The following is a 21,311-nucleotide window of genomic DNA, read 5'->3' as shown; positions in this document are numbered from 1 at the left end:
TTCGTGCGGTGCAGGAGGTTGCCATGGGCAGCATGAGTGTCTGGCACTGGGTCATCGTTGCGGTCGTCGTCATGCTGCTGTTCGGCCGCGGCAAGGTGTCGGAGCTGATGGGCGACGTCGCCAAGGGCATCAAGGCCTTCAAGAAGGGCATGGCCGACGACGAGACCCAGCCGAGCACGACGACGGCCGTCCCGCCGGTGGGTCCGAACGATCCGGTCCGCACGCTTCCGCACCAGGGTGCGCCGGGCACCGCCCCGCAGCAGACGCATGTTCAGCCCCAAGTCGTTCAGCCCCAGGTGCAGCCGCACGTGCCGGCGGGCGACCACAAGGCCGTCTGAACGACAGCGCGCAAGGGCTGGACGGTGGTCGGGCACGGTTGAAGATCGGCTCCGGGCAGGATAGCGCGGGCCGCGCGCCCGTCCACATCAGGCGCGGCCCCGCGGGACGGACGACGCAATGCTGGACATGAGCTGGGGCGAGGTGATGCTGATCGGCGGCGTCGCCCTGATCGTCATCGGACCCAAGGATCTGCCGAAGGCCCTGCGGACCCTTGGCCAGATCACCACCAAGGTCCGGCGCATGGCCGGCGAGTTCCAGTCGCAGTTCAACGAAGCGATCCGCGAAGCGGAGCTGGAAGAGGTCCGCCGCGACGTCGAAGGCGTCAAGCGCACCGTCGATGCCGCCCGCCCGAGCTTCAATCCCGTGGACACCATCCGCAACGAGATCCGCAGCGCGGTCGAGAGCCGTCCCGGCGCCGGCTCGAAGGACGCCGGGGCGAAGGATACCGGCAGCTTCGACGTGCCGCGGCCGACGCCCGAACAGCAAGCGGCGCAGATGCACGGCGCTTCGGCGTCTTCCGCCGCCGAGGCATCTCCCGCCACCCCCGGCACCAAGACCGAGACAGGCCCGACTCCATGAGCGACGAGCGCGATGAGGCCGAGATCGAGGCCTCGCGGGCACCCCTTCTGGAGCACCTGATCGAACTGCGGTCGCGACTGATCAAGTCGCTGCTCGCGTTCATCGTGATGTTCTTCGGCTGCTTCTTCTTCTCGAAACAAATCTACAACGTGCTCGTGCACCCCTACGTCTCGATCGTAGGGCCGCAAAACGCCGAGCTAATCGCGACCCACTTCCTCGAACAGGTCTTCACCAACATCAAGCTCAGCGTGTTCGGCGCGGGCTTCCTCGCCTTTCCGGTCATCGCCACGCAGGTCTACGCCTTCGTCGCGCCGGGCCTCTATCGCAACGAGCGGCAGGCCTTCCTGCCCTATCTCGTCGCCACGCCGGTTTTCTTCCTGCTCGGCGCGCTGGTCGTCTACTTCCTGGCGATGCCGCTGCTGATCCAGTTCTCGGTCTCGCTGCAGCAGATCGGGCAGCCCGGCGAGGCGACGATCCGGCTGTTGCCGAAGGTCGACGAGTACCTCTCGCTGATCATGACGCTGATCTTCGCCTTCGGGCTCGCGTTCCAGATGCCGGTGATCCTGACGCTTCTGGGCCAGATCGGCGTGATCGATGCGGCCTTCCTGCGGGAAAAGCGGCGCTACGCCATCGTGCTCGTCTTCGTCGCCGCGGCGATCCTGACGCCGCCAGACGTGATCTCACAGCTCTCGCTCGCGATTCCGATGCTGCTTCTCTACGAGGCTTCCGTGTTCTCGGTCGCCCGCATGGAGAAGATCCGCGCCGCCCGGCGCCGGGCGGCAGGGATCGAGGATTGAGGGCGATCGGAAGCCTGATCCGGCGTCCGGTCGATCACCGTGGGTCTCACGCCGTTTCGTAAATCGCCAGCGTCACGACCGTCCCTGGTTGCCGGCCAGGGACGACCAGAGTGGCCGCGCCGCCGCCGTGGCGGCGAGCCCAAGCCCGAGCAACGAGACAATTGCGGCCAGGGCCGGCAGCTCCGCATAGCCCGCGCCGAGCGTGAGCGCCGTGCCGCCGAGCCACGCGCCCATCGCGTTGCCGAGATTGAACGCGCCCTGGTTGAGGGTCGAGGCGAGGTTCGGCGCGTCGCTCGCCGCCTCCACCACCCAGACCTGGAGCGGCGAGACCAGGGCGAAGGCGAGCCCGCTCCACAGCACCAGCACCGCGAGCGCCGGCACGGGGAAGGGCGCGACCAGGGCGAAGGCGACGAGGACCGCGATCAGCCCGACGAAGCTGCCGAGCACGGTGCGCATCAGGCTGCGGTCGGCCAGCCAGCCGCCGGCGAGGTTGCCAACGGTGAGCCCGAGGCCCGCCGCGAACAGCGCGCCCGTCACGCCGCCGGGCGTCAGATGCGTCACGGTAAGCAGGAACGGTGCGATGTAGGTGAAGACGGTGAAGAAGCTCACCGAAGCCAGGGTCGAGACCAGCATCGGCCGCAGCACCGGCCAGCGCCCGAGCGCCCGGAACTCCCGCGCGAGCCCGCCGCGCGTACCCGGCATCCCGCCCGGCAGGGCGAGCGCGATGGCCGCCCCCGCCGCGAGCCCGATGACGACCACGGCCCAGAAGGTCGAGCGCCAGCCGAACGCTTGGCCGAGCGCGGTGCCCAGCGGCACGCCGAGCACGTTGGCGAGCGTCAGCCCCGCGAACATCAGCGAGACCGCTTGCGTGCGCTTCTCCCGCGGCACGAGGTTGCGGGCGACGATGGCGCCGATGCCGAAAAAGGCGCCGTGCGCGAAGGCCGTGGCGACCCGCGCGGCCATCAGCCACTCGTAGCTCGACGCCAGGGCGCAGGCGAGGTTGCCCAGCGTGAACACCGCCATCAGGGCGAGCAGGGCCGCCTTGCGCGGCAGGGGCGCGGTGGCCATCGCCACGATCGGCGCGCCGACCACCACGCCGAGCGCGTAGCCGGAGACGAGGTGGCCCGCTTGCGGGATGGTGACGTCGAAATCGCGCGCCACCTCGGGCAGAAGCCCCATGATGACGAACTCGGTCGTGCCGATGCCGAAGGAGGCAACGGCCAGCGCGAGAATCGGCAGGGGTACCATGCGGGATGCTCCGAGGCGGCGCAGTTGCTGCGCTGCAAGATGAGCGCCGCACCATGGTCATCTGCCGAACGCGCGACACCCGCGTGACCGGGAGGCAGGCCTGCGCTCAGGTCAGGCCGTTCAGCGCGGGCCTCCGCCTCGGCAGCGCGCCTGACCCGGTGATCGAGACCATCCGGGAGCATCACTCGCGAGCGGAAAGATTTTCCCTGCGCCAGCGAGCGCAACGGTAGAACCATCCTCCGACCTACAAAAACAACGCAAAAACAATCCGTTGATTTGACCCATCTTAGGTCTCTACATTTCAGGGCAACAACGACCCAACAACACGCCGCATATTCTCGAATATCGAAGCTTCGAAATGCTCCTGCCGGAGATTTCGAGCGTCGGTCCTTCGTGACTGCGGTCCTGCCTCGGATCTTTCGCAATGCCCGCACGGATCGTTGCCTTTTCCGGCAACACGCACCGCCCGTCCCGCACCCGCACCCTGGTCGAGGCGGTGGCCGCCGAATTGTCGCGCCAGCGGCCGATCGACCTCAAGGTCTACGATCTGGTCGATGCCGGCACCGGCATCGCGGTGGCGAGCCGCTCGGCCCTGCCGCTGCCGGCTGCGCGGATCGTCGAGGCGATCGAGACGGCCGACGCGCTGATCGTCGGCTCGCCGGTCTACAAGGGCAGCTATGCCGGGCTGTTCAAGCACCTGATCGACTTCGTCTCTCCCGAGGCGCTGATCGGAAAACCGGTGGTGCTGACCGCGACCGGCGGAGGCCCGCGCCATGCGCTTGTGGTCGAGCATTCCCTGCGCCCGCTCTTCGGCTTCTTCTCGGCGCAGACCGCGCCGACCGCCGTCTATGCCGGCGACACCGAGATCAGCGAGGGTCGCGTCGCCGACCCGATCGTGCGCGAACGCGTCGCCCAGGCCGCCGCCGAACTCGCCCGCCTCCTCGATGTCGCCCAGGGCGCCGCCCGATCCACCGCGGCGTCCGCGCCGCTCGCCACCGCCGCCGCGCGCTGAGCCCTGCGATGCTCAACCGCCGCCTCGTCCTCGCCGCCGGCCTCGCCGCGGCCGGCACCGCGCTCCCGCGCCGCCGCGCCCGCGCAAGCGAGCCGGGCGTGATCCGCATCGGCTACCAGAAGAACGGCATTCTGGCCGTTGCCCGCGAGCAGGCGGCGATCGAGGCCGCGCTGAAGCCGCAGGGCGTGGCTGTGCGCTGGGTCGAGTTCTCGTTCGGGCCGCCGCTCTTGGAGGCGCTGAACCTCGGCGCGATCGATTTCGGCCAGACCGGCGACGCTCCGCCGATTTTCGCCCAGGCCGCGGGGGCCAACCTTGTGTACGCAGCGGCCCAGCCGAACGGCGGCTCGGGTTCGGCGATCCTGCTGCCGAAGAGCTCCCCCATCGCCTCGCTCGCCGAGCTCAAGGGCAAGCGCGTCGCCTTCGCCAAGGGATCGAGCGCGCACAACCTCATCGTCGCCGCACTGGAGACAGCGGGCCTCACCTACCGCGACATCACTCCGGTCCTGCTCGCGCCGGCCGATGGTGCGGCGGCGTTCGCCGGCGGCACGATCGACGCCTGGACGGTGTGGGATCCCTACTTCGCCATTGCAGAGGAGGGGCAGGGCGCGCGCATCCTCGTGCAGGCCTCGGAGATCACCCCCACCAATAACTTCTTCCTGGCGAACCGCGCCTTCGCCGAGGAGCGGCCCGAGGTACTGAGGGCGGCCATCGCCGCGCTCGGCGAGGTCGCGATCTGGTGCGAAGGCAACCGCCCGAGCGTGGCGGCGAGCCTGTCGAAGATCACCGGCGTGCCGCTCGCCGCCACGCGCCGCGCCGTGGACCGTATCCGCTTCGTCATCGCGCCGATGGATGCGGCGGTGACCGCTGAGCAGCAGCGGATCGCCGACCGCTTTCACGCCATCGGCGTGATCCCCCGCCCGGTGCGGGTGTCCGACATCATCTGGACGCCGGCCGGGACCCCGACCAAGACCCAGAACAACGGGTGAGCCGAGCCATGGCCGATTCCGCCGCGATCCGATCGCTCCCCGGCCGCGCGCACCGCGCCGAGTCCGCCGCACCGCTACGCAAGCCCCTGCGCCTGCCGACGGCGAAGCTCCTGCCCTGGCTCCTGCCGACCCTCGTCATCGTTGGCTGGCAGGCGGCGGCCTCGCTCGGGCTCGTCTCGACTCGGTTCATGCCGGCGCCGCTCGACGTCGCCGCCGCCGGCTGGCGCCTCGCGCAGACCGGGGAACTCTGGGAGAACCTCTGGGTCAGCTTCGCCCGCGCGGCCGCCGGCTTCCTGATCGGCGGCGGCATCGGCCTGTTCTTCGGGCTCGCCAACGGGCTGTCGAACCTGTCCGAAAGGCTCACCGACACCACGCTGCAGATGGTGCGCAACGTGCCCCACCTGTCGCTGATCCCGCTGGTGATCCTGTGGTTCGGCATCGACGAGGGCGCCAAGCTCTTCCTCGTGGCACTCGGCGTGTTCTTCCCCGTCTACGCCAACACCCTGCACGGCATCCGCTCGGTCGATCCGCAACTGATCGAGATGGGCCGGGTCTACGGCATGAACCGGCGCGAACTGTTCTGGCGCGTGGTGCTGCCGGGCGCGCTGCCCTCGATCTTCGTCGGCATCCGCTACGCGCTCGGCATCATGTGGCTGACGCTCATCGTCGCGGAGACGATCTCGGCCAATTCCGGCCTCGGCTACATGGCGATGCAGGCCCGCGAGTTCATGCTGGTCGACGTCGTGGTGCTGGCGATCCTGATCTACGCCGCGCTGGGCAAGCTCGCCGACAGCCTGACGCGGGCGCTGGAACGCACCTGCCTCGCCTGGAACCCGGCCTACCGCAACGCCTGATTTCTTGTCCCGCGAGTGACCCCCATGTCCGCTGCCCTGCGCGTCGAAGACGCATCCGCGAGAGACCGCGATGCCGGCCTCGCCATCACCCTGCGCGGCCTTTCGAAAAGCTTCGAGGGGGGCGCCCCCGTCATCCGCGGGCTCGACCTGCACATCCCCGCCGGCCAGTTCGTGGCCGTGGTCGGCCGCTCGGGCTGCGGCAAGAGCACCCTGCTGCGCCTGATCCTCGGCCTCGAAGAGCCGAGCGCCGGTCGCGTCGCCATCAGTGGCGACCGGAGTTCGAAGCGAATCATGTTCCAGGAGCCGCGGCTGCTGCCCTGGGCGCGGGTCGCCGACAACGTCGCGGTCGGGCTCGGACGCGACACGCCCCGCGCCGAGCGGCGGCGACGGGCGCTCGCCGTCCTCGACGAAGTCGGGCTGGCGGCAAAAGCCGGCAACTGGCCCGCGACCCTGTCCGGCGGCCAGCGTCAGCGGGTGGCGCTGGCCCGCGCGCTCGTCAGCCGACCGGCCCTGCTCGCGCTGGATGAGCCGCTCGGCGCGCTCGACGCGCTCACCCGCATCGAGATGCAGGCGATGATCGAGCGCATCTGGCAGGACCAGGGTTTCACCGCGATCCTCGTCACCCACGATGTCGGCGAGGCGGTGGCGATGGCCGACCGCATCCTCGTGGTCGAGCAGGGCGCCATCGCGCTCAATGTCGATGTCGACGTGCCGCGCCCCCGCCGCCGCGGCGACCCGGCGCTCGCCGAACTCGAAGGCCGCATCCTCGAACGGCTTCTCGGCCACCGCGCCTGAATTTCTGCATTTCTTTGGAGCGTATTTCCATGAGCGTACAGACCGACGGCAAGACCGACGTTCTCTGGTTCCTGCCCACCCACGGCGACGGCCGCTATCTCGGCGCCTCGGAAGGCGCCCGCGACGTCTCGCTGCCCTATCTGCGCCAGATCGCGCAGGCCGCAGACGATTTCGGCTATTACGGCGTGCTTCTGCCGACCGGCCGCTCCTGCGAGGATTCCTGGGTCGTCGCCTCGGCGCTGGCTCCCCTGACGCAGCGCCTGCGCTTCCTCGTCGCCGTGCGCCCCGGCCTGCAGGAGCCCTCCGTCGCCGCGCGCATGGCCGCGACGCTGGACCGGATCTCCGACGGGCGCCTCCTCATCAACGTTGTGACCGGCGGCGACCCCGTCGAACTCAGGGGCGACGGCGTCTTCCTCGACCATGACGAGCGCTACAGCGTCACCGACGAGTTCCTGCAGATCTGGCGCGGACTGATGGCCGGCGAGACCGTGAACTTCGAGGGTAAGCACCTGCGCTCCGAGAACGGCCGGGTGATCTTTCGGCCCGTCCAGGCGCCCTATCCGCCGCTCTATTTCGGCGGCTCCTCGCCCGCCGGGATCGAGGTCGCGGCCGAGCATTGCGAGGTCTACCTCACCTGGGGCGAGCCCCCGGCCGGCGTCGCGGAGAAAATTGCCCGCGCCCGCGAGGCGGCCGAGAAGAAGGGCAAAAAATTCTCCTACGGCATTCGCCTGCACGTCATCGTGCGTGAGACCGAGGCCGAGGCCTGGGAGGCGGCCGACCGGCTGATCTCGCGGCTCGACGACGACACCATCGCCCAGGCGCAGGCCACCCTGAAGCGCCAGGATTCCGTGGGCCAGAGCCGGATGATGGCCCTGCACGGCGGCGACCGCAACAAGCTCGTCGTCTCGCCCAACCTCTGGGCCGGCGTCGGCCTCGTGCGCGGCGGCGCGGGCACGGCGCTCGTCGGCTCGGCGGATCAGGTCGCCGACCGGATGAAGGAATACATCGATCTCGGCATCGACCGCTTCATCCTCTCCGGCTACCCGCATCTGGAGGAGGCCTACCGCTTCGCCGAACTGGTCTTCCCGAAGCTACCGCTTCGCGCGACCACTGGCACCACCCCGAGCACGGCCCGCAACAACGGCCCGTTCGGCGAGGTCATCGCCAACGACATCGTCCCGACCCGCCGCGTCGGCGCCCACTGAGCCAGGGGGACGTTCGATGCCTGCCCGCACCCGCGCCGTCCTCGCGCCTTCGCTCCTGCCGCGCCTGTGGCTGGCGCTCGCCGCGCTGATCTTCGCCAGCCTGACGCTCGCTGCCCACGCGCAAGAGAGCCGACAGACGGAGCGGGTGGTGCGGGTCGGCTACCAGAAATACGGCACGCTGGTCCTGCTCAAGGGCCGCGGCACCCTGGAACCGAAGCTGAAGGCGCTCGGCTACCGGGTGCAATGGTCGGAGTTTCCCTCCGGCCCGCCGCTGATGGAGGCCTTGAACGCGGGCGCGGTCGATTTCGGCTCTGCGGGCGAGACCCCGCCGATCTTCGCCCAGGCCGCCAGCGACGCGCTGACTTACGTCGCCCACGAGCCGGCCGCGCCCAAGGGCGAGGCGATCCTGGTGCCCAAGGCGAGCCCGATCCAGTCGGTGGCCGACCTGCGCGGGAAGAAGGTCGCGCTCAACAAGGGCTCGAACGTGCACTACCTGCTGGTGCGCGCCATCGAGGCGGCCGGGCTGACCCTCGCCGACATTACTCCCGTCTACCTCGCGCCCGCCGATGCGCGGGCGGCGTTCGAGCGCGGCGCGGTCGATGCCTGGGTGATCTGGGACCCTTACTTCGCCGCAGCCGAAGCCGGCGGCAATGCCCGGGTGCTGGCCGACGGCACCGGCCTCGTGCCCAACCACCAGTTCTACCTCTCGTCCAAGAGCTTCGCGACCGAGAACGGCGCGGCGCTCGACGCCATCGTCGCGGCGGTCGCCGAGGTCGATGCCTGGGCGAAGGACAACACCGACGCGGTGGCTAAGGAGCTGAGCCCCTCGGTCGGCATCCCGGCGCCGATCCTCGCCGTCGCCCTCAGGCGCCAGACCTACGGCATCCGCCCCCTCGACGAGGCCGTGACACGGGAACAGCAGCGCATCGCCGACACCTTCCACGGGCTCAAGCTCGTGCCGAAGACCGTCGATATCGCCGGCGCCGTGCGCAAGCCGGGAAGCTGAGCAGGCGCTTCGCCGCCTGCGGCGAGGCGCCGAAGGCACCGCACTTCCTCATCCTGAACCACCCCCACCCCTGGCTCCTCCCTGCAAGGGGGAGGGGCATCGTCCGAGAGCCATCGAAAGCCCACCATGAACCGCCGGTCCGCCGCCCGCCTCGTCCTCGCTGGTCTCGCGCTCAGTTCCGCCTTCGGCCTCAGCCCAGCCGCGGCGGAAGAATCCACCCTGCGCATCGGCTATCAGCGCTCCTCGGCGCTGATCTCGCTGCTGCGTGAGGACGCGGCCTTGGAAACGGCCCTGAAGCCGCTCGGCGTTACCGTCTCCTGGCACGAGTTCACCAGCGGCCTGCCGATCATGGAGGCGCTCAACGTCGGCCGCATCGACGTCTCGGCGGATGTCGCCGACACCGTGCCGGTCTTCGCGCAGGGAGCGGGGGCCAAGATCACCTACATCGCCCAGGAGGCGGCCTCGCCGGAGGCGCAGGCGATCCTGGTACCGGGCGATTCTCCGCTGAAGACGGTGGCGGATCTCAAGGGCCGCAAGGTCGCCGTGACCAAGGGTGCGGGCAGCCACTACCTGCTGCTTGCCGCGCTCAAGGCCGAGGGGCTGCCGTTCAAGAGCATCACCCCGGCCTATCTCACCCCGGCGGACGGACGCAGCGCGCTGGCCGGCGGCAGCGTCGATGCCTGGGTGGCCTGGGACCCGTTCCTCTCCGCCGCGCAGATCCAGGCCGGGGCACGCATCCTGCGGGACGGCACCGGGCTCTCGGCCTACAAGCGATACTATCTCGCCTCCGACGCCTACGCGGAAAAACGCGCCGACGTCCTGACCCTGCTCGTCGCCCGGCTGCGCGAGGCCGGTACTTGGGTGAAGGCCAATCCCGACGCGGCGGCCGCGCGGCTCGCCGCCCTGTGGAAGATCGAGCCCGAGGTCGTGAAGCGGGCCAATGCCCGCCGCTCCTACCGGGTCGAGCCGGTGAGCCGCGACGGGCTGTCCGAGCAGCAGACCATCGCCGACGCCTTCCGCGCCGAGGGGCTGCTGCCGCGCGCCGTCGATGCCGCCGCGCTGCCGGTCTGGGAGCCGCCGTCGCGCTGAGCGTCGCGATAAGGAAGAGGGAGCTTGAGGACCTTCACGATGACCCGTCAGGCGAGCCTGCCCCCCATCGCGGTGATCGGCGCGGGGTTCAGCGGCACCATGGCCGCGCTCCAGTTGCTGTCCGTGCTGCCGCCGGAGCGTCCGGTGCTGCTGTGCGAGCGCTCGGGGAGTTTTGCCCGAGGCCTCGCCTACGGCACCGGCAATCCGGCGCATCTCCTCAACGTGCGCGCGGCCAACATGAGCGCCTTCCCCGACAGGCCGGGCCATTTCGAGGAATGGCTCTCAGGCGCCGATCTCGGCGAGGGCGTGGTGAAGACCCCGGCCGGCACCTTCGTGGCGCGGGGCCATTACGGCAGCTACCTCACCGATCTGCTCACCGCGGCGGTGACCGGACCGGGCGTGCCGCGCCTGCGCCTCGTCCACGACGCGGTGGTCGATCTGGAGCCGCGCGGCGGCGGCTTCGTGCTGCGCACCGAGGGCGGGCAGACCCACCGGGTCGCCGGGGCCGTGCTCGCCATGGGCAACCTCGCCTCGGCGGCCCGCAGGAGCCGCCACAGCCTCGACCCTTGGGCGCCCGAGAGCTTCGGGCGCCTCCACCCCCACGCGCCGGTCCTCATCGTCGGGACCGGCCTCACCATGCTCGACGCGGTGGCAAGCCTGCGGGCGCAGGGCTTTGCCGGCGCCATCCTCGCCCTGTCGCGCCGCGGCCTGCTACCGAACGCCCACGCCCCCGCCGCCGCCTGGCCCGCTCCGGATCTGACGCCGGCCGACCTCGCCTCCCTGAGGCGGCTCGTCGCCCACATCCGCGGGGAGGTGGCGCGGGCGGCGCAGGCGGGGATCGGCTGGCACGGCGTCATCGACGCCCTGCGTCCGCTCACCGACACGATCTGGCGCAGCCTGCCGCCGCGCGAACAGGCCCGGTTCCAGCGCCACCTGCGCCCGTTCTGGGACGTGCATCGCCACCGCACCGCTCCGCCGGCCGCCCGGACGATCGCCGAGGAGATCGCCCGCGGCGCGCTCACCGTGCGGGCCGGGCGCCTGCTCGCGGCCGAGGACGAGGCGGCACAGGCGGTGGTGACGCTGCGCCTGCGCGGCGCCGAGCGGCCGGAGCGACTCGCTGTCCAGGCGATGATCGACGCCACCGGCTTCGGTCACCTGAAGGAGAGCCGCGATCCGCTGCTGCGTCGCCTGCTGGAACGGGGTTTCGTGCGCCCCGGCCCGTTCGGGCTCGGCCTCGATGCCGGCGCGGATTACCGGGCGGTCGGCGGAGCGGTCGGGGAGGGCGGGGGACCGCTCTGGATCCTCGGGCCGCTCCTGCGCGGCGTCCTGTGGGAATGCACCGCGGTGCCCGACATCCGCAACGAGGCGGCGGAACTGGCCGGCCTCGTCGCCGCCGATCTTGACCGCGCTGCCGCGGCCTGACCCAGCCATCAAGGCATCGTCCCGAAGCGGCGGAGAGTCCGGCTCTCCGCCGCTTCACGCATTCGTGACAACCCCAGATCGTAGCGGCGGCTCCGGCGTCCGGTGAGTGCCGAAGCATAAGCGGCTGCCTTCATTGCCCTTTCGCGCCCGGATGCGGCGTCACTGTCCATTGCCGTCTCACAAATCGGAATCGTTCTAAAGAGCTGGACGAGAGTTTGGACTTGTTCTAATTAAGAACCGTGAGGGCGGGACACCGGAGCCGAGGGCTCAGGGTCAGGAACCGCCGACCCGCGACGACCAAACGAAACGGAGAGAGATCATGGCCACCTCGAGCAACGCCGCCTGCCAGAGCTGCCGCTTCTTCGACGACCACAAGACCAACGGCGCCCAGGCTGCGGGCGACCAGGGCCTGTGCCGCTACAACCCGCCGGTGAGCCAGCCCGATCCGCAGAGCCAGGGCCTGTGGCCGGTCGTCGCCTCCAAGGATTGGTGCGGCCACTTCACCGCCGACCTGACCCCGGCCGAGTAAGTCAGGGTCCGAGAGTCTTAGTCTGGAAGGGCCGGTGCCTCGCGCACCGGCCCTTTTTGCGTGCGTCGCGCAAACACCGGCGAATTGCGTCGCAACCGCCCCGCGGCGGTCATGATCCGGTCACCTTCCGATTCGATGGCTGCGGCGAAGGGGCAACGGTCCGTCAGCGGACGGCCCAGCCATCAGGTTGAACGGCGTGGCCCGCACGTGCCGCCGCGCCCGAGTGGGGATGATTGCATGATCTTCGGACCGATCGGTGCAGGCGCGCCTTTCCTCCGCACCGGCCGCGCCGCGGCCCTCGCCGCCGGTCTCGCTGGCCTGGCTGCCCTGTCGGCGGTTCCCGCCTCGGCGGCCGCACCCGCCCGTGACCCGAGCGGCACGTGGCTGACTCAGGACGGCAAGGCGCGCATCCGCGTCGAGAAATGCGGCCCGCAGGAGAAGAACCTGTGCGGCTACGCCGTGTGGCTGAAGACGCCGCTCAACGACGAAGGCAAGCCGCGGGTCGATTTCCGCAACCCCGATCCGAAGAAGCGCACCCGCGCCTCCCTCGGCCACCAGCTCATCCTCGGCCTCAAGCTGAACGACGAGGCCCATTACGAGGGCAAGATCTACAACGCCGAGGACGGCAAGTTCTACGATGTGACGATCTGGTCGGATGAGCCGGAGGAGCTGACGGTCAAGGGCTGCCTGATCGCCTTCCTGTGCCAGTCGCAGAGCTGGAAGCGGGTGAGCGACGCGCTGCCCGGCCAGCTCACCGGCCCGACCAACGGTCCGAACGGCCCCCGCGCCGACGCGGAATGGGCGCCCAAGGCCGCCCCCGGCGCGACCGCCAACGGCCCGGCGGCCACCGGCACCGCCGGCCAGGCACCCGCCGCCAAGCCGGCTCCGAAGCCCGCCGCGCCGAAGGCCCCGGCCGCGCCGGCCCCGGCGCAGTAAGCGGCCCGTTGCTCCCGGCACAGCGTCAGGGCTGCGACGGCGGGTTTGAGGGATGCGCTTTCTGAACGCAGCGTCCCTTTCGTACCACCCCATGCCTGTCATTCCGGGTCGCCACAGGCGAGCCCGGAAACTATGACTGGCCTCGATGCCATGCCGCGGGGCTACATCTTCGATGCCGCATCACGGGTGGGTTCCGCTCCGCGGCCCCGGAATGACGGTGGTGGGGGACCGGAGGGGGCTGAAAAATCACGCCGTCGGTGCCGCCACGCGCTGGCGCAGGCCGGCGATCACCGCCTTCAGCATCTCGTCACTGGCCGTCTCCGAAAGGCCGCCGGGCGTGCGCGCGGCGTAGATCCGCTCGTGCACGAAGGCGAGCTTGGCGATCACCGCGGGCGTCAGTTTGAACGGGTAGAACGGCGGCTGGCCCATGGAGCGGCTGAGCGAGTTCACCGCGTAGGTGAGCGGGATCCACGCCTCCACCACCCGCTCGAAATCCGGCGTCTCGTAGGGATCGAAATCGACGCAGGTCGATGGCGCCTCCGGCTCGGCCGCCACGCGCAGCTTCGGCTTGATGCGGATTTCAAAGGCGCTGCCGGTCTCCAGCGTATCAATGATGTGCAGGTAGTGGGCGAAGGTCTCGGCGAAATCCTCCCACGGATGCGCGGTGGCGTAGGACGAGACGAAGGAGTCCTGCCAATCGGAGGGCGGTCCTTCGGTGTGATGACGCTGGAGCGCGGCGCCGTAATCGAGGGTCTCGTCGCCGAACAGCACGCGGAACATCGGCAAGCTCGGATCGAAGCGCACCAGCAGGTTCCAGAAATAGTGCCCGATCTCGTGGCGGAAGTGGCCGAGCAGGGTGCGGTAATACTCGCCGAACATCTTGCGCCGGCGTTCCCGCTCGACGTCGTCGGCCTCGGCGATCGACAGGGTGATGAGCCCGTCGAGATGGCCCGTCATCACCGGCGGCCCGGCCGACTCGGCGAGGAAATCGAAGGCGAGGCCGTCGGAATACTGCGCCCGGGTCACCAGCGGCAGGTCGAGGCGCAGCAGCGAGTAGAACAGCCGGTGCTTGGCCGCCTCGATCTGGCGCCAGCGGTCGAGGTTGGCCGCCACGCTGAGGTCCGGCACCACCCGGTTGTGGCGGCAGGTGACACAGTAGGTCTCGGGCGAATCCTCCGGCACCATCCAGTTGCAGGCGTCATGGGCCGCGTTGGCGCAGAGGCGGTACTTGCCGCCCGGATGGGCGTAGGCGCGGAAGAGGGAGCCGCGGGCATCCTCGCCGCAGGGCTCCAGCGCCGAGACCTCGTGACGGTCGCAGACATAGCCGAGCCGGCGCTCGCAGCTCTCGCAGACCGTGCTCTCGAAGGAGACCGGCTGGTCACAGGCCTGACACTGGAAGATCTTCATGGAACGCCCCGCTCCGGCCGCGGCGGGGACCAGACAAGAACCGGGCCGCAGTCAGACCAAGGGTCGTGAGCCGGGTGAGGTTCCGCAGGGCCGTGCCGCCGCGCGCAGCCCCCGGCGGCTGCATGGTTCTTGCTTTTTCGGTCGCTCCATTCCGATCAGCGGGATGTATAAGCGTCTCTCACAAAACTCCCGCTGCGCCGTCCTTGCCAGAGTGACGACGGTCAGAGACCGGGAGTCGTGTGAGGCACTCTAACGCGCGCAACCAGCGGCAGAGCGCGCCGCCCCCATCGCGTCGAGAGACCGCGAAGAAGTCCGGAGCCTCCGTGTCGATCCAAGCCGCCCTGCACCACGTCACGCATTACCGCTACGACCGGCCGATCGCGCTGGGGCCGCAGACCATCCGGCTTCGTCCGGCGCCGCATGCCCGCACGAAGGTGCCGGCCTACGCGCTGAAGGTGACGCCGGAGAACCACTTCATCAACTGGCAGCAGGATCCGGCCGGCAACTGGCTCGCCCGGCTCGTTTTCCCGGAGAAGACCACGGAGTTCCGCGTCGAAGTCGATCTCACCGCCGAGCTCGCGGTCATCAACCCGTTCGACTTCTTCGTCGAGCCCTACGCCGAGCGCCGCCCGTTCGACTACGAAGCGGACCTGAAGGTCGCGCTCGCGCCCTACCTCGTCCTCGATGAGGCGCAGGGACCGGAGATCGATGCCTTCCTCGCCGATGTCCCCGAGGAGACCCACACGGTCACGTTCCTCGTGGCGCTCAACGAGAAAGTGCGCGCGCACGTCGCCTACGGGGTCCGGATGGAGCCCGGCGTGCAGACGGCGGCTGAGACGCTGACGCTCAAGAGCGGCTCCTGCCGCGATTCCGCGTGGCTGCTGGTGCAGGTGCTGCGCCGGCTCGGCTTCGCCGCCCGCTTCGTCTCGGGCTACCTGATCCAGCTCGTGCCCGACACCACCGCCGTCGACGGCCCGGCCGGCACCACCACCGACTTTACCGACCTCCACGCCTGGGCCGAGGTCTACCTGCCCGGTGCCGGCTGGATCGGCTTCGACGCCACCTCCGGCCTGCTCACCGGCGAGGGGCACATCCCGCTGGTCGCCACGGCGCATTACAACGCCGCGGCGCCGATCTCCGGGCTCGCCGAGCCGGCCAAGGTCGAGTTCGCCTACGAGATGACGATCAGCCGCGTGGCCGAGGTGCCGCGCATCACCAAACCGTTCTCGGACGAGATCTGGGCAGCGATGGACCGGCTCGGCGAGCGGATCGACGTCGATCTCGCCGCCCAGGATGTGCGCCTGACCATGGGCGGCGAGCCGACCTTCGTCTCGGTGGACGATTTCGAGTCGCCCGAATGGAACGTCGCCGCCGTCGGCCCGACCAAGCGCGGCCTCGCCGACAAGCTGGTCCGGCGCCTGCGCGACCGCTTCGCGCCCGGCGGCATGCTGCATTACGGACAGGGCAAGTGGTATCCCGGCGAGAGCCTGCCGCGCTGGGCCTTCGCCCTCTACTGGCGCAAGGACGGCGTGCCGGTCTGGAAGAACGCAGACCGGATCGCGGTGGAGGAGGGTCCGAAGACGGCGACCATCGCGGATGCCGAGCGCCTGATCGGGGCGCTGGCCGAGCGGCTCGGACTCGCCCGCTTCGTCTTCCCGGCCTACGAGGACGCGGTCTACTGGCGGGCGCGCGAGAGCGAGTTGCCGGTCAACGTCACGCCCGCGGCGCCGCAGACCGGCAGCCCGGAGACCGATGCCCGGTTCAGCCGCGTGTTCGGCCGCGGCCTCGACACGCCCGTCGGCTACGTGCTGCCGCTCGCCAACCTCGCCTTGGGCGAGGGCCGCGCCTGGATTTCGGAAGCCTGGGCCTTCCGCCGCGGCGGCGCCTACCTCAACCCCGGCGACTCGCCCCTGGGCTTCCGTCTGCCGCTCGGCTCGCTTCCCTATGTGCCGCCGGATTCCTACCCCTATTACCACCCGCAGGATCCGATGGAGGCGCGCGGCGACCTGCCCGCCGAGCCCGGCGGGCTCAAGGATGCGCCGCTGCCCAAGGGCTCGGACCGCGCCAATGGCGGCGGCATCGAGGGCGTGGCGGTGCGCACCGCGCTGGCGGTCGAGCCCCGCGAGGGCGTGCTGTGCGTGTTCATGCCGCCGATGGAGCGGGCGGACGAGTATCTCGATCTCGTCGGGCATCTGGAGCACGCCGCGGAGGCGATCGGCCAGCCGATCCATATCGAGGGCTACGAGCCGCCCTACGATCCGCGCCTCTCGGTCATCAAGGTCACGCCCGACCCCGGCGTGATCGAAGTCAACGTCCACCCCGCCGCCTCCTGGCGCGAGGCGGTGGACATCACCGCCGGCCTCTACGAGGAGGCCCGCCAGACGCGCCTCGGCGCCGAAAAGTTCATGATCGACGGGCGCCACACCGGCACCGGCGGCGGCAACCACGTCGTGCTCGGCGGCGCGACCCCGGCCGACTCGCCGTTCCTGCGCCGGCCCGACCTGTTGAAGAGCCTCGTGCTGTTCTGGCAGCGGCATCCCTGCCTGTCCTACCTGTTCGCCGGCCTCTATGTCGGCCCGACGAGTCAGGCCCCGCGCATGGACGAGGCGCGCCATGACGGGCTCTACGAGTTGGAGATCGCGCTCGCCCAGGTGCCGGGGCCGGATCAGGCCAACATCCCGCACTGGCTGGTGGACCGGCTGTTCCGCAACATCCTCGCGGATGTGACTGGCAACACCCACCGGGCCGAGATCTGCATCGACAAGCTGTTCTCGCCCGACGGGCCGACGGGGCGCCTGGGCCTCCTCGAATTCCGCTCCTTCGAGATGCCGCCGGACGCGCGCATGAGCCTCGCGCAACAAGTCCTGCTGCGCGCCATCGTCGCCTGGCTCTGGCGCGAACCGCAGACCGGCGGCTGTGTCCGCTGGGGCACGGCCCTGCACGATCGCTTCATGCTGCCGCATTTCCTCTGGGCCGACTTCCTCTCGGTGCTGGAAGACCTGCGTGCCGGCGGCTACGACTTCGACCCTCAGGCCTTCGCGGCGCAGGCCGCGTTCCGCTTCCCCGTCTTCGGCCGGGTGGAGCAGGGCGGCGTGAGCCTCGAACTGCGCCAGGCGCTCGAGCCCTGGCACGTGCTGGGCGAAGAGGGAACCGCCGGGGGAACCGTGCGCTTCGTGGATGCATCCGTCGAACGGCTTCAGGTGAAGGTCGAGGGCTTCGTCCCCGGCCGGCACGTGATCGCCTGCAACGGCCGGCGCCTGCCGATGACGCCGACCGGCGCCAGCGGCGAGGCGGTCGCGGGCCTGCGCTTCAAGGCGTGGCAGCCCGCCTCCTCGCTGCACCCGACGATCCCGCCGCACGGGCCGCTGACCTTCGACATCCTAGACGCCTGGAGCGGCCGCTCGCTCGGCGGCTGCCGCTACCATGTCAGCCATCCGGGCGGGCGCAACTACGACAGCTTCCCCGTCAACGCCTACGAGGCGGAGGGGCGCCGCCTCGCCCGGTTCGAGGCGATGGGCCACACTCCCGGCCGCATCGCGATGCCGGCCGAGGAGCGCACGGGCGACTTCCCCCTGACCCTCGACCTGCGCACGCCCGCGCCCCGATGAGTGCCGGAGCGCTCTCCGTCGAAGTGGTCACCGGTTCGTCGCAAGAGAGCGCGACAAGACAAGAACCTGGAGGCGCCCTCGCGGACGGGCTCCCGCCCGACGCCTCCGCCTGGGCGGCCGACGATCCGGCCGCGCGCATGCGCCGCTGGACGGAAGGCTACGCGCCCCGGCCCGGCCTCGCCGACGCGCTGATGGAGGCGGACGGGACCCTGCGCGGCGGCTGGCCGCGCTTTCTCGAACGTCTCGCCCGGCTCGACGACCGCGAGGTCGCCGCCCGCTTCCTCTCCGCCGAGCGGCATATCCGCGACGCCGGCATCTCCTACCGGGTCTACGGCGACGGGCGCGAGCATCCCTGGCCGCTCGGCTCACTGCCGCTGGTCATCGACGCTGCCGACTGGGCGGAGCTGTCCGCCGGCATCGTCCAGCGCGCCGGCCTGATGGAGCGCATCGTCGCCGACATCTACGGGCCGGGCCGGCTCGTCGCGGAAGGCTTCCTGCCCGCGGGCGTCGTGGCCGGACACCCGGAATTCCTTCGGCCCGTCCACGGCATCGCGCCCCCGGGCGGGCGCTGGCTGCCGATCTACGCGGCGGATGTCGGTCGCGGGCCGGACGGGCGCTGGCAGGTGCTGGCCGACCGAACCCAGGCGCCCTCCGGCCTCGGCTACGCGCTGGAGAACCGGATGGTGCTCGCCCGCGCCTTCCCGGACCTGTTCGCCGACCTCCACGTCGAGCGCCTGCCCGGCTTCTTCCAGGCGTTCCGCGCCGGTGTGGCCGCGGCGTGCGAGCGAAGCGACCCGCGCATCTGCCTGCTCACCTCCGGCCCTTACAGCAGCACCTATGTCGAGCAGGCCGCGCTCGCCCGCTATCTCGGCTTCCTGCTGGTCGAGGGCGACGACCTCGTGGTGCGCGACGGGCTCCTGCACGTGCGCACCATCGCCGGCCTCAAGCGCACCGACGCGGTCTGGCGGAGGATCGACGCGGACTATCTCGACCCGATGGAGCTGCGCTCGGATTCACGCCTCGGCGTGCCCGGCATTCTCCAGGTGCTGCGCCGGGGCGGCACGGTCGTCGGCAACATGCCGGGCTCCGGCGTGCTCGAATCGGCCGCGCTCAGTCCCTACCTGCCGGCCATCGCCCGACGGCTCACCGGCGAGGAGCTGCGGCTCACCGGCCCCCGCACGTGGTGGTGCGGCGATCCCGGCGGCCTCCATCATGCGCTGGCCAACCTCGACAGCCTCACGCTGCGCCCCGCCGCGACCCCACTGCGCGGCCCGGAGCGGGACGCGATGCTCGCCGGCCCCGCCCTCGACGCCGCCCGCGCCCGCGCCGTGGCATCCTTGCGCGAGCGCCCGTTCGACTGGGTGGCGCAGGAGGCGGCCCCCCTCTCGACCATGCCAGCATGGCAGGACGGGCGCTTGGCGCCTCGTCCGTTCGTGATGCGCGTCTTCGCCGCCGCGACACCGGAGGGCTGGCGCGTGCTGCCGAGCGCCTTCTGCCGCGTCGCCGAGCGCGAGGGCGCCGATCCGAGCGAGATGCGCGCCGGCATCCGCTCGGCCGATGTCTGGGTTCTGTCCGACACCCCCGTCGACACGCCGACCCTCGTGCACGCGAGCACGCCCCGCATCCGCCGCATCGCCGGCCACCTGCCGTCGCGAGCGGCCGACAACCTGTTCTGGTTCGGGCGCTACCTCGAGCGGGCGGAGGCGGTGATCCGCCTCGTCCAAGCCCATCTCGGCGTGTTCAGCGAGGCGGTGGCCGCCGATGCCTCCGGCGCGGAGGGCGCGCCGACCGCGCTCACCATCCGCGCGCTGCTCAAGGATTGGGGCTCGGTCAGCGCCGCCGATCTCAGCCCCGCCGCGCTCGCCGGGGAGGCGCTGTCGGGTAAGGTCGTCTACGGCTCGGCCCTGTCCCACGTGCTGGAGGCGCGCCGCATCGCCGCCTCCTTGCGCGAGCGGCTACCGACGGAATCCTGGCGGGCGCTGGCCGACCTGCGCGACACCCTGGTCTACACGGAGGCCTGGGCGCCGAACGAGGCGCAGCTCTTCGGCAAGGCCGAGCGGGCACTGGGCCATCTCGCCGCTCTGTCCGGCCTGATCCACGAGAATATGGGCCACGCCGCCGGCTGGCGCTTCGCCGATATGGGCCGGCGCATCGAGCGGGCGATCAACACCTGCGGCTTCGGACTGCGCTTCTGTGCTCCGGATGCCGGCGCCGAGGATCTCGGCGTGATGCTCTCGCTGGCCGATTCGCAGATCGCCTACGGCGCGCGCTACCTCGTCGGCGTGAGCCGGGACGCGGTCTGCGACATGGCGGTACTCGATCCCCACAATCCGCGCTCGGTCGCCTACCAGCTCCAGGCCATCACCGCGCATCTCGACGCCCTGCCGGCGCTGGCCGCCGACGGGCTGCCCGAGCCGCACCGCCGCCGGGCGCTGACGCTGGCCGCCACGCTCCAGACGGCGGAGGCCGCCGCGTTCGACGCCGAGGCGCTGGAGCGGTTCGAGACGGATCTGGAGGGCCTCGCCGACGGAATCGCCGGCCGCTATTTCCCCAATGGCCCCGACGCGCTCAGGCCCGAGAAGCTCACGGGTCTCGCGTGATCTACAGCTTACGTCACCTGACGACCTACCGCTACGCGCGGACCGTCCGCTTCGCGCGCTGCAACCTGCGCCTGCGCCCCCGCGACGGCGAGGGGCAGCGGGTGCTGGAGAGCGCGCTGCACGTCACGCCCGAGCCGACCCGCCGCCTGGAGCGGCGCGACTTCTTCGGCCTCGACACGCTGACCCTGACGCTGGACGAGCCCCATCGCGAATTCGCGGTCGAGGCCGTCTCCCGCGTCGCGGTGGAGCGGGCCGCCCCGCCGCCGCCCGAATCCGGCCTCGCCTGGGAGCGGGTGCGGGAAGCCGCCCTGACGCTGCCGTCCCTCGGATCGGACGCGCCGGCGCATTTCCAGTTCCCGAGCCAGCGAGTGCCCCTCATCGCCGAGGTGACGGACTACGCCCGCAAGAGCTTCTCGCCGGGGCGCAGCGCGCTGAGCGGCGCGGTCGAGCTGATGCACCGCATCCGCGACGATTTCCGTTTTGACGCCAAGGCCACCACCGTCTCGACGCCGCTGGCGGAGGCCTTCACCCTGCGCGCGGGCGTCTGCCAGGACTTCGCCCACGTGATGATCGCCGGCCTTCGCGGCCTCGGCCTGCCGGCGGCCTATGTCAGCGGCTACCTGCGCACCCGGCCGCCGCCCGGCCGCCCGCGCCTGCGCGGAGCCGATGCCAGCCACGCCTGGGTCGCCCTGTGGTGCGGACCCGATGCAGGGGAGGGCGGCTGGATCGGCCTCGACCCGACCAATGCCTGCATCGTGCGCGACGACCACATCGTCGTGGCCCGCGCCCGCGACTACGCCGACGTGGCGCCGGTCGACGGGATCGTCGCCTCGGCCGGGGCGCAGAAGCTGACCGTCGAGGTCGACGTCATCCCCGAGGATGAGGCGGCCTGAGGGCCG

Annotated in this window: 18 protein-coding genes; 16 read left to right on the top strand and 2 right to left on the bottom strand. The window is 70.8% G+C overall.

Translation table 11 applies throughout. From position 1 onward, the window contains the following. Positions 1–23 precede the first annotated feature (23 nt). From MFF24_RS18860 to tatC, 3 genes are all read left to right on the top strand, one after another. Positions 24–338, top strand: coding sequence for a twin-arginine translocase TatA/TatE family subunit (locus tag MFF24_RS18860; protein WP_238226366.1), 315 nt, complete (start codon positions 24–26; stop codon positions 336–338). A 118-nt stretch (positions 339–456) separates the two neighbouring features. After that, positions 457–918, top strand: coding sequence for a Sec-independent protein translocase protein TatB (gene tatB / locus MFF24_RS18855; RefSeq protein WP_238226364.1), 462 nt, complete (start codon positions 457–459; stop codon positions 916–918). Beyond that, entirely contained in the window at positions 915–1,715 is an 801-nt protein-coding gene (tatC, locus tag MFF24_RS18850; protein WP_108941192.1) for a twin-arginine translocase subunit TatC, read from the top strand. Before tatB ends, tatC begins: the two co-directional genes overlap by 4 nt. A gap of 72 nt (positions 1,716–1,787) precedes the next feature. On the opposite strand, the gene MFF24_RS18845 is transcribed toward tatC, so the two are convergent. Then, a complete protein-coding gene (locus tag MFF24_RS18845) occupies positions 1,788–2,963 on the bottom strand; it encodes an MFS transporter (protein WP_238226361.1) in 1,176 nt (391 codons plus the stop codon). Positions 2,964–3,387: 424 nt separating this feature from the next. Between MFF24_RS18845 and msuE the strand changes: the two genes are divergently transcribed. The 10 genes from msuE to MFF24_RS18795 all read left to right on the top strand — a co-directional run bounded on the left by msuE (position 3,388) and on the right by MFF24_RS18795 (position 12,797). Continuing rightward, positions 3,388–3,975, top strand: coding sequence for an FMN reductase (msuE, locus tag MFF24_RS18840; RefSeq protein ID WP_108941194.1), 588 nt, complete (start codon positions 3,388–3,390; stop codon positions 3,973–3,975). An 8-nt stretch (positions 3,976–3,983) separates the two neighbouring features. Continuing rightward, positions 3,984–4,961, top strand: a complete 978-nt coding sequence (locus MFF24_RS18835) for an aliphatic sulfonate ABC transporter substrate-binding protein (RefSeq protein WP_238226359.1) — start codon at positions 3,984–3,986, stop codon at positions 4,959–4,961. 8 nt (positions 4,962–4,969) lie between these two features. After that, complete coding sequence (locus MFF24_RS18830) at positions 4,970–5,815, top strand: ABC transporter permease subunit (RefSeq protein ID WP_238226357.1); 846 nt, start codon at positions 4,970–4,972, stop codon at positions 5,813–5,815. 24 nt (positions 5,816–5,839) lie between these two features. Continuing rightward, positions 5,840–6,610 carry an ATP-binding cassette domain-containing protein gene (locus tag MFF24_RS18825; protein WP_238226355.1) on the top strand — a complete coding sequence of 257 codons (771 nt, stop codon included), beginning with the start codon at positions 5,840–5,842 and terminating at the stop codon, positions 6,608–6,610. 29 nt (positions 6,611–6,639) lie between these two features. Then, entirely contained in the window at positions 6,640–7,815 is a 1,176-nt protein-coding gene (ssuD, locus tag MFF24_RS18820) for an FMNH2-dependent alkanesulfonate monooxygenase (RefSeq protein WP_238226353.1), read from the top strand. Between the two features lie 16 nt (positions 7,816–7,831). Next, complete coding sequence (locus tag MFF24_RS18815) at positions 7,832–8,821, top strand: sulfonate ABC transporter substrate-binding protein (protein ID WP_238226351.1); 990 nt, start codon at positions 7,832–7,834, stop codon at positions 8,819–8,821. A 126-nt stretch (positions 8,822–8,947) separates the two neighbouring features. Then, positions 8,948–9,910, top strand: a complete 963-nt coding sequence (locus MFF24_RS18810; protein WP_238226349.1) for an aliphatic sulfonate ABC transporter substrate-binding protein — start codon at positions 8,948–8,950, stop codon at positions 9,908–9,910. A gap of 39 nt (positions 9,911–9,949) precedes the next feature. Continuing rightward, a complete protein-coding gene (locus tag MFF24_RS18805; RefSeq protein ID WP_238226347.1) occupies positions 9,950–11,332 on the top strand; it encodes an FAD/NAD(P)-binding protein in 1,383 nt (460 codons plus the stop codon). Between the two features lie 319 nt (positions 11,333–11,651). Beyond that, positions 11,652–11,861, top strand: a complete 210-nt coding sequence (locus MFF24_RS18800) for a hypothetical protein (protein ID WP_108941202.1) — start codon at positions 11,652–11,654, stop codon at positions 11,859–11,861. A 237-nt stretch (positions 11,862–12,098) separates the two neighbouring features. Further along, a complete protein-coding gene (locus MFF24_RS18795; RefSeq protein WP_108941203.1) occupies positions 12,099–12,797 on the top strand; it encodes a DUF2147 domain-containing protein in 699 nt (232 codons plus the stop codon). Positions 12,798–13,043: 246 nt separating this feature from the next. Here MFF24_RS18795 and MFF24_RS18790 read toward each other — a convergent pair whose 3' ends face one another. Further along, a complete protein-coding gene (locus MFF24_RS18790) occupies positions 13,044–14,204 on the bottom strand; it encodes a zinc-binding metallopeptidase family protein (RefSeq protein WP_238226345.1) in 1,161 nt (386 codons plus the stop codon). Positions 14,205–14,527: 323 nt separating this feature from the next. Between MFF24_RS18790 and MFF24_RS18785 the strand changes: the two genes are divergently transcribed. From MFF24_RS18785 to MFF24_RS18775, 3 genes are read left to right on the top strand one after another with little or no spacing between them, the layout of a single operon-like run. Continuing rightward, entirely contained in the window at positions 14,528–17,812 is a 3,285-nt protein-coding gene (locus tag MFF24_RS18785) for a transglutaminase family protein (protein WP_238226343.1), read from the top strand. Continuing rightward, the gene (locus tag MFF24_RS18780) at positions 17,809–20,412 is read left to right on the top strand and encodes a circularly permuted type 2 ATP-grasp protein (protein WP_238226341.1); all 2,604 of its coding nucleotides are present in this window, start codon (positions 17,809–17,811) and stop codon (positions 20,410–20,412) included. Before MFF24_RS18785 ends, MFF24_RS18780 begins: the two co-directional genes overlap by 4 nt. Continuing rightward, positions 20,409–21,305: a transglutaminase family protein gene (locus tag MFF24_RS18775; RefSeq protein WP_238226340.1), complete on the top strand. Its 897-nt coding sequence runs from the start codon at positions 20,409–20,411 to the stop codon at positions 21,303–21,305. The genes MFF24_RS18780 and MFF24_RS18775 overlap by 4 nt, the downstream gene beginning before the upstream one ends. Positions 21,306–21,311 lie beyond the last annotated feature (6 nt).

Source organism: Methylorubrum aminovorans, from assembly GCF_022179725.1.
In the GTDB taxonomy this organism is placed as follows: Bacteria; Pseudomonadota; Alphaproteobacteria; order Rhizobiales; family Beijerinckiaceae; genus Methylobacterium; species Methylobacterium aminovorans.
The sequence above is the reverse complement of the archived record's forward strand: the minus strand, read 5'-3'. Positions and strand labels throughout refer to the sequence as shown.

What these genes read in the sequence shown, in the direction of transcription:
- MFF24_RS18860 (WP_238226366.1), top strand. Translation starts at nt 24, where the DNA reads ATGGGCAGCATGAGTGTCTGGCACTGGGTCATCGTTGCGGTCGTCGTC.
- tatB (WP_238226364.1), top strand. Translation starts at nt 457, where the DNA reads ATGCTGGACATGAGCTGGGGCGAGGTGATGCTGATCGGCGGCGTCGCC.
- tatC (WP_108941192.1), top strand. Translation starts at nt 915, where the DNA reads ATGAGCGACGAGCGCGATGAGGCCGAGATCGAGGCCTCGCGGGCACCC.
- MFF24_RS18845 (WP_238226361.1), bottom strand. Translation starts at nt 2,963, where the DNA reads ATGGTACCCCTGCCGATTCTCGCGCTGGCCGTTGCCTCCTTCGGCATC.
- msuE (WP_108941194.1), top strand. Translation starts at nt 3,388, where the DNA reads ATGCCCGCACGGATCGTTGCCTTTTCCGGCAACACGCACCGCCCGTCC.
- MFF24_RS18835 (WP_238226359.1), top strand. Translation starts at nt 3,984, where the DNA reads ATGCTCAACCGCCGCCTCGTCCTCGCCGCCGGCCTCGCCGCGGCCGGC.
- MFF24_RS18830 (WP_238226357.1), top strand. Translation starts at nt 4,970, where the DNA reads ATGGCCGATTCCGCCGCGATCCGATCGCTCCCCGGCCGCGCGCACCGC.
- MFF24_RS18825 (WP_238226355.1), top strand. Translation starts at nt 5,840, where the DNA reads ATGTCCGCTGCCCTGCGCGTCGAAGACGCATCCGCGAGAGACCGCGAT.
- ssuD (WP_238226353.1), top strand. Translation starts at nt 6,640, where the DNA reads ATGAGCGTACAGACCGACGGCAAGACCGACGTTCTCTGGTTCCTGCCC.
- MFF24_RS18815 (WP_238226351.1), top strand. Translation starts at nt 7,832, where the DNA reads ATGCCTGCCCGCACCCGCGCCGTCCTCGCGCCTTCGCTCCTGCCGCGC.
- MFF24_RS18810 (WP_238226349.1), top strand. Translation starts at nt 8,948, where the DNA reads ATGAACCGCCGGTCCGCCGCCCGCCTCGTCCTCGCTGGTCTCGCGCTC.
- MFF24_RS18805 (WP_238226347.1), top strand. Translation starts at nt 9,950, where the DNA reads ATGACCCGTCAGGCGAGCCTGCCCCCCATCGCGGTGATCGGCGCGGGG.
- MFF24_RS18800 (WP_108941202.1), top strand. Translation starts at nt 11,652, where the DNA reads ATGGCCACCTCGAGCAACGCCGCCTGCCAGAGCTGCCGCTTCTTCGAC.
- MFF24_RS18795 (WP_108941203.1), top strand. Translation starts at nt 12,099, where the DNA reads ATGATCTTCGGACCGATCGGTGCAGGCGCGCCTTTCCTCCGCACCGGC.
- MFF24_RS18790 (WP_238226345.1), bottom strand. Translation starts at nt 14,204, where the DNA reads ATGAAGATCTTCCAGTGTCAGGCCTGTGACCAGCCGGTCTCCTTCGAG.
- MFF24_RS18780 (WP_238226341.1), top strand. Translation starts at nt 17,809, where the DNA reads ATGAGTGCCGGAGCGCTCTCCGTCGAAGTGGTCACCGGTTCGTCGCAA.